This window comes from Tahibacter caeni (genome assembly GCF_024609805.1).
Classification (GTDB): Bacteria; Pseudomonadota; Gammaproteobacteria; order Xanthomonadales; family Rhodanobacteraceae; genus Tahibacter; species Tahibacter caeni.
The window spans coordinates 1-7512 of the sequence record NZ_JANFVR010000242.1; the positions used below are offsets into that span (position 1 = coordinate 1).

Annotated in this window: 7 protein-coding genes and 1 pseudogene; 5 read left to right on the top strand and 3 right to left on the bottom strand. The window is 69.0% G+C overall.

Going from position 1 to position 7512, the window contains the following annotated elements; genetic code table 11:
• A pseudogene (locus NON22_RS17355) lies at nt 1-364 on the bottom strand (phytase); the annotation flags it as partial.
• A 151-nt stretch (nt 365-515) separates the two neighbouring features.
• On the opposite strand from NON22_RS17355, the gene NON22_RS17360 reads away from it, so the two are divergent.
• From NON22_RS17360 to NON22_RS17375, 4 genes are all read left to right on the top strand, one after another.
• A complete protein-coding gene (locus NON22_RS17360) occupies nt 516-2855 on the top strand; it encodes a TonB-dependent receptor plug domain-containing protein (protein WP_257388205.1) in 2340 nt (779 codons plus the stop codon).
• Nucleotides 2856-2979: 124 nt separating this feature from the next.
• Nucleotides 2980-3711, top strand: a complete 732-nt coding sequence (locus NON22_RS17365) for a class I SAM-dependent methyltransferase (protein WP_257388206.1) — start codon at nt 2980-2982, stop codon at nt 3709-3711.
• Nucleotides 3708-4280, top strand: coding sequence for a nucleotidyltransferase family protein (locus tag NON22_RS17370; protein WP_257388207.1), 573 nt, complete (start codon nt 3708-3710; stop codon nt 4278-4280). Before NON22_RS17365 ends, NON22_RS17370 begins: the two co-directional genes overlap by 4 nt.
• Before the next feature lie 225 nt (nt 4281-4505).
• Entirely contained in the window at nt 4506-5138 is a 633-nt protein-coding gene (locus NON22_RS17375; protein WP_257388208.1) for a TetR/AcrR family transcriptional regulator, read from the top strand.
• Nucleotides 5139-5646: 508 nt separating this feature from the next.
• Here NON22_RS17375 and NON22_RS17380 read toward each other — a convergent pair.
• Nucleotides 5647-6192, bottom strand: a complete 546-nt coding sequence (locus NON22_RS17380) for a hypothetical protein (RefSeq protein ID WP_257388209.1) — start codon at nt 6190-6192, stop codon at nt 5647-5649.
• A 255-nt stretch (nt 6193-6447) separates the two neighbouring features.
• Nucleotides 6448-6912, bottom strand: coding sequence for a tRNA (uridine(34)/cytosine(34)/5-carboxymethylaminomethyluridine(34)-2'-O)-methyltransferase TrmL (gene trmL, locus NON22_RS17385; RefSeq protein WP_257388210.1), 465 nt, complete (start codon nt 6910-6912; stop codon nt 6448-6450).
• 111 nt (nt 6913-7023) lie between these two features.
• Between trmL and NON22_RS17390 the strand changes: the two genes are divergently transcribed.
• Nucleotides 7024-7512, top strand: a 489-nt coding sequence (locus NON22_RS17390; RefSeq protein WP_257388211.1) for a hypothetical protein, incomplete at its 3' end; no start/stop codon positions are given.

Genomic DNA, 7512 nt, shown 5'->3' on the forward strand with positions numbered 1-7512 from the left:
CGTTCGGCCGCGCGAACCGGCCGGCCGCGGCGCCGGCGCCGCCGATGACGCCGGCCGCCGCGCCGCTATCGCCGTCGTAGCGCAGGAGCCGGTCGGTGCCCTTGGCGGTTGCGAGCAGCACGGCCCGGCCCGACGCATCGCGCCACAGTGCCGGCGAGTCCACGTTGTCCTGCGGCGTCAGCGGCGTGACGAAGGCTTCGCGGACCCGAGCGTGCGGCACGCCGGCCGTCGCGAGCAGCGGATCGGCGGCCTGCGCATCGGGTTCCGCATCCCGTCGGCTAGCGGTCGGCGCCGTCGTGCAGGCGCCGGCGAACAGCAGGATCGTTGCCGCGAGCAGCGGCAGGCGCAGCGGATGCAGCGTCATGGTCATTCCTCGCAGCGAAAAGTCCGCCATTGCAGCCGCGGCGTGTGACGGCTTCTTGGCGGCCATGTGACGGCGCGCCCGACGCGGCATTGTCATCGCTGCGCCACGTTGCCGCACTACAAAGCCGGCTCTTTTCAGGGGAGCCCCGATCATGACGAAGCGACTGCTGGTCCTCGCGCTGCTCAACGCGCTGACCCCGACGGCCCTGGCCGAAACCGTCGAGGAGGCCGCCGCCGTCGAGGAAGCGGCCGCGGTCGCAGAAGCCGCCACGACGACCGAGCTCGAGAAAGTCCTCGTCACCGGCGAGATCCGCTATCGCGACCGCACCGACGACACGGCGCCGGTACTGGTCTACGACCTCGACTACTTCCAGCGCTTCGAGCCGCGCACGGTCGGCGACATGCTCAAGCGCGTGCCGAGCGTCAGCTTCATCTCCGACGTGCTCGAATACGACGGCGCGCGTCTGCGCGGCCTCGATCCGGGCTATACCCAGATCCTCATCAACGGCAAGAAGGTGCCCGGCGCCGGCGACGACCGTTCGTTCTTCGTCGACCGCATTCCGGCCGAGGTCGTCGAGCGCATCGAGATCGTGCGCAGCGCCAGCGCGAACCGCTCCGGCGACGCGATGGCCGGCGCGATCAACATCGTGCTGCGCGACGCCTACGAATTCGACGGCGGCTACGTGCGCGCCGGCATCTCGCATTTCGACGACGGCGAGGTCAAGCCGACCGCGGCCGTCGTGGCCAGCGGCGAGCTCGCCGGCGGCCGCCTGCTGGCCGGCGCGAGCCACCAGGGCCGCTACAACCCGAAGAAGAAGCTGAGCCTGCGCTACGACGAGCCGGGCGGCGATTTCGACAACCGCGAAGACCAGGACGACACGCGCGACGGCACCGACGATTCGTTCAATCTGTCCTACGTGCGCGACGTCGGCCCCGGCAAGCTGTCGCTGTCGGGCCTGTTCGTGCGCACCGACCGCACCGAGACCGAGCATTCGCTCGAATTCAACGACCGCACGAGCACGTTGCGCGAGCATCTGCTGTCGGACAACGACCAGGTCGCCGACATCCGCCAGGACAACTACGCGATCAAGGGCGAATACGCCGTGGAGCACGCCGACGGCGGCAAGACCGAGCTGGCCTTCAACCTCGCGCGCATGAAGGACGACACGCGCAACGTCGAGGAAGAGATCGGCTACGACGACGAAGACACGCCGCCGTCCTTCGACGAATACGAAGGCGCGCTGGAGCTGTCGGCGCTGCGCGACCGCGAGAACGGCGTGAGCCTGTCGCATGCGCTCGCACTCGGCGCGGCCAAGCTCGAGTTCGGCGCCGACTATCTCGACAAGCGCCGCGACTTCGGCCTCGACCTCAGCGAGGTCGACACCGACGAAGAAGGCGAACCGCTGCCGCCGTATGTCGATTTCGACCGCGAGCGCAGCCGCATCGAGGAGCGCCGCCTCGATCCCTACCTGATGTTGTCCGGCAAGGGCGGCGCGCTGGCCTGGGAAGCCGGCCTGCGCGTGGAAACCACCCGCAGCCGCGTCGAGACCGACGCGCAGCGCTGGGACAAGGACACCACCGTGCCGCTGCCCTCGGCGCATCTGCGCTGGGACCTCGGCGCCGCTGACCGCGTCAATTTCTCGGTCGCGCGCAGCGTGCGCCGGCCCAACTTCAATTTCCTCACGCCCATCCTGCGCGAGGGCGAGTACGGCGACAACGATTTCATCGGCAATCCGCAGCTCGCGCAGGAAAAGGCCTGGGGTCTCGACCTCGGTTTCGAGCACCGCATCGGCAAGCACGGCGTCGTCGGCGTCAATCTGTTCTATCGCGACGTCAAGGATCTGATCGAACTCGTCAACACCGGCGATCCGAGCGAGACCGCGCTCGAGGACTTCGAGGACGAGGTCGCCGACTTCCTCGAAGACCATCCGGGCGCGACGCCGCAGACGCCGGGCTATCCGCAGCTCGATCCGGACAGCTTCCTGTTCACGGCCGCGAACGTCGGCGACGGCAAGGTCTACGGCGTGGAACTCGATCTGTCGACGCCGCTGACCGCGCTGGGCCTGCCGGACACCGGCGTGTTCTTCAACTATTCCTGGCTCGACAGCGAAGTCGACGACGCGCTCGGCACGCGCCGCTTCAACGACCAGGCGCGCTCGGTGCTCAACGTCGGCTTCATCCAGGACCTGCCGTCGCTGGACGCGAACTTCGGCCTGAGCTACCGCCGCCAGGGCCGCGCCTATTCGCGCGTGCTGGCCGAGGAAGTCGAGACGCGCTACGGCGCCGACCTCGAAGCCTTCGTCGAGAAGCGCTTCGGCACGCAGTGGGCCATACGCCTGACCGGCACGAACCTGCTGAACGCGTCGAAGGACGAGACCTTCCACAAGTTCGACACCCTGGCCGACCAGCTCGACCGCGACTACGACGAGTACGAGCTCGAGACCGAGAAGTCCGGTCCGGTCTATCAGCTCGTCGCGCGTTACGCCTGGTAACGCCGGCGTTGCCGCTCGGCAGCCGCGGCGCTCTGCCGCGGTCGCGATCGCGTGTGGGATGCCGCCGATGCGCCGCGGCAGCCGCGCGGCTACACTGCCGCGCTCCGCCGCTTCCGCTTTCCGCATGGTCGCTTCGCGCCTGGTCCGACTGCTGCAGACTTTGCGTCCCGCCGAGCTCGCGTTCGCGCGCGGGTCCTGTCCGGTCTGCGGCTTCGGCTGGCAGGTGCGGCTCGCACGCAGCGAGCTCGGCGTGCGCTGCCTGCGCTGCGGCGCGAGCGCGGTGACCCAGTCGCTGGTCGCGGTGATCCGCGCCGAGCTGCCGCAGCTCGCGCGCGCCGCGGCATACGAGATGTCGGCGCAGGGGCCGCTCGTCGCGTTCCTGCGCGGCGCCTGCGCGGAACTGACCACGAGCGAGCTGCTCGACGGCGTCGCGCCCGGTGAGTCGCGCGACGGCGTGCTGTGCCAGAACGTCGAGCGCCTGACGTTCGCGGCGGCGAGCTTCGACCTGTGCACGTCCAGCGAAGTGTTCGAGCACGTCGAGGACGACGCGGCGGGTTTCCGCGAGGTATGCCGCGTGCTGCGGCCCGGCGGCCGCTTCGTGTTCACGGTGCCGCTGCACGACAGCGCGCAGACCGTGGAACGTCTGGCCTGGCAGGACGGCCGCCGCGTGGCCTTGCTGCCGCCGGCCTATCATGCCGACCGCTATCGCGGCGCGACGATACTCGTGCAGCGCGACTACGGCCGCGACATCCTCGGCCGCTTGCGCGCGGCGGGCTTCGCGTCGGCGCGCATCGCATCGCCGGCGCCGCCGCTGTTTGGCCACGCGCGGCCCGTCGTCGTCGCGTCGGTCGCATGAACGCGTTGCACGGCGCCGTGATTCTCGCCGCGGGTGCCTCGCGCCGGCTCGGATTTCCGAAGCAGCTGGTCGAGATCGACGGTGAACCGCTGCTGCGCCGCGCCGCGCTCGCGGCGCTCGCGACCGGACCGGCCGACTGCGTCGTCGTTCTCGGCCATGCCGCCGACCGCTGCGCCGCGGCCGTGGCCGATCTGCCGCTGCGCTGCGTGATCGCGCCGGACTGGCAGCGCGGCATGGGGCCTTCGCTGCGCCATGGCGTCGCGGCGCTGGACGCGGCCTGCACCGGCGTCCTCGTCGTGCTCTGCGACCAGCCCGCGCTGGATGCGGCGCATCTGCAGGCGCTGCGGTCGGCCTGGATCGCGGCGCCGCAGTGCGCGGCCGCGAGCGGCTACTCGGGCGCCGTCGGCGTGCCGGCGCTGCTGCCGCGCGACTGGCTGCAGGCGGCCGCGCTCGACAGCGACCGCGGCGCGCGCGATGTCCTCCAGGAGCGCCGAGGGGACGTTCGTGTCGTCGTCAATGAAACGCTCGCGCGCGACGTGGATCGGCCGGGCGATCTGCCGCCGCCGTGATGTTGCAGAAACTGCGAGACTGCGGTCGCGCCCGTGAGGCGGCCGGCCGCCGACGGGGTCGTTTCGTCGGTGCCCGGATTGCTTTTGACATTTCCGATCGCCGCTGCGGCGTTCCGATTCAAAACCTCATGCGGACCCTGCCCAAAGTCATACGACTTTTGTCCTATTCATCGAGGTGAAACGCATCCGGATAATGCTCACCAACCGATCGGTCAGTAAGCGCCTGTGGTCCCAACCCTGCTGGCATCCGCGTACGAGATTTCCGAGAAATCGGCGTTGACGCGGATCCTGGCCGAAGCCGAAGTTCTGTTCGCGGAACGCGGCTTCGACGGAGTGTCGATCAACGAGGTCGCCCTGGCCGCCGGAGTTTGCAAGGCGAATGTGTTCCATCACTTCGCGACCAAGCAGGAACTGTACGAGCGCGTGCTCGCCCATGCCTGCGATGCGTTCGGACGGTCGCTCGATGCGCTGGAACTCAAGGAGCAGGACCTCGCGGGACGCCTGTGGCGTCTGATGGAATGGCACAACGCCTTCCTCTATCAGCGGCCTCACGGCACACGCCTGATCCTGCGCGAGCTGACGGGGTCGCCGACCGTGCTCGAACGCAGTCCGGTGTTTCCGTTGATCCAGCGCAACTTCGACCGGATCGTCGGGCTGTTGAATGAAGTGGCGGACAAGTTGCGCGAAGGCATCAGTCCGGCCCTCGTGGCCAAAGTGGTGCTGTCGCTCAACCTGTTCGGTTTCCAGACCGAGCGTTTGAACGAGAAATTGATGGTGGCCGGTTCGCTCGCGACGCGACCCGAACTGCAGCGGCAATGGTTGGATCTGCTGCTGCACGGGATCGAGGCGCCGAACTGACCGTCGCAGACAACGCGGCAATGGACGGCCGCCACAGGACTCCCTGGCCCGACCGTCCGCGCTCCTCCCTGCCCTCCGTTGCCTGGTGGACGGGCCAGGGATATTGCCTCGAAGCATGTCGTGCAGGGCTTGAAAACGTGGACCCCGCAGCCACGTTCGCACTACCCGGGTTCCCCGCCTGCCCCGGTACCGGCTGACTCCCTCCTCCCCCCCCCCGATCACCGGTACCGGGCCAGGCACCTTCCCGCGCCGCCGCGCGCAGGCAAGGCTTCCGCTTTCTCCCTTCGCTTTTCTTCGCCGGTCTTGCTGCGGTGCCGATCTTGCTGCACCGACAATGCGCGACGCGCGATTTCGCGATCGATGCCGCCAACGGTGCAGCGACCGCGGGCGCTGCGTATTCCCGCGCCGATTCCGTTTCACCGTCGCGCGTGCGCGGCGCCGGCGAAAAAAAGCCCGGCACTGGGCCGGGCTCGGAGTGTTGCGACAGAACGGGTGTCGCGGGAAGCGATCAGAAGCTCAGACGCGGGCCGACGAGGAAGGACTTGTCGTTCTCGGCGACGCGCGCCTCGGCCGCGAGGCCGAAGTTCTGCGTGAACTTGTACTGGCCCGAGACGCCGAGCGACGCGTTGCGGTCGACGTGGTCGAGCTTCTCGTAGCCGACCCAGGCCGCGCCTTCGAACTTCGGCGTCAGCGCCGAACGCAGGCCGACGCGAACGCCGTAGCCGTCGGCGTCGAGCGTGGTGTTCTTGACGTAGGCCACGTCGGTGAACAGATCGGTCTGATCCGCGACCGGCGTGTGATAGCCGGCGCCGAGATACCAGGACTTCAGATCCTTGAACGGCGCGTCGACGTTGGTGCGGCTCCAGCCGGCGATTACGTTGAAATTGTCGTTCAGCGCGCCGGAGCCGCGCAGCGCGACACCGTCGGTGTTGTCGAAGTTGTCGGGATTGACGTGCACGTAGTCCGCTTCGAGCCAGGAGTAGCTCAGATCGGCGGCCTGCGAGGCAAACGGCAGGGCGAGCAGCGCAGCAAGCGCGAGGGCAGTACGTTTCATTGTGTGTTCCTTTGTTTCGCTATCCAGACGGCTCAGGCCGTGGGCAGCAACCTGTGGCGCGGCGCAGCGAAACCAAGACGGGCGCAGCGGGCGGGTTTACGGCGGATTCATGACGCTGAATCGGTCGTTGAAAAAATCGAGGAACTTTCGATGCGTATCGCAGCCGCGCGCACCGGCGAGCGGATTTCCATCGATGCGAAGCCGCGAGCGCCGGCGATCGCAGCAGATGCGGTGCCTGCGGTTACTGCGCGACCGTCACTGCGCTCCGTCGAAGCCGCGCTGGCGCCAGGCCTCGTAGACCACGACGGCGACGGCGTTCGACAGATTCAGGCTGCGGTTGCCGGGCCGCATCGGCAGGCGCAGGCGCTGCGGCGCCGGCAGCGCGTCGAGCAGCTCCTGCGGCAGTCCGCGTGTTTCCGATCCGAACACGACGGCGTCGTCGTTCGCGAAGCGCACGGCATAAGGACTCGTCGTGCCGCGCGTGGACAGCGCGAACACGCGTGCCGGCGCCGCCGCGGCGAGGAACGCGGCGAAATCGTCGTGGACGTGCAGTTCGGCGTATTCGTGATAGTCCAGTCCCGCACGGCGCAGGCGCGCATCGTCGAGGGCGAAGCCGAGCGGACGGATCAGGTGCAGGCGCGCGCCGCTGTTGGCGCACAGCCGGATCACGTTGCCGGTGTTCGGCGGAATCTCGGGTTGGTGCAGGGCGACGTGCAGCATCGCCGGATTATCGCCGTGCGGCCGCCGCGCGGCCAGATGACAGCTTTCGCAACGCCGCGCCGTTCTCGCTGGCATGCGGCCGACGTCCCGGCCGGAAACCGGAAACCGTCCATGCGCAACGTCCTCGCTGTCCTCGCTCTTTTCATCGCCGCGACGCCGGCCCTGCAGGCCGCCGATGCCGGCACCGACGCGGCGCAGCTTCGCGGCCGCGAAATCCTGCACCAGTCGGGCTGCCACGACTGCCACACGCCGGGCTTCGCGATGAACGGCGGCCAGGCACCCGAATCGGCCTGGCTGATCGGCGACCAGCTCGGCTGGAACGGCCCCTGGGGCACGACCTATCCGAGCAACCTGCGCCTGCGCCTCAATGCGATGAGCCGCGACGAATGGCGCGCCTATGCGCGCGTCATGAAGGCGCGGCCGCCGATGCCGTACTGGGCGCTCAACAGCATGAGCGACGCCGATCTCGATGCGATCTGGCAGGTCGTCAAGGCGCTCGGCAAGGCCGGCACGCCGGCGCCCGCGGCGCTGGCTCCCGGTGTCGAACCGGCCGGTCCGGCCGTGCGCTTCCCGGCGCCGCCGGCGGCGCCGGCCGCGAAG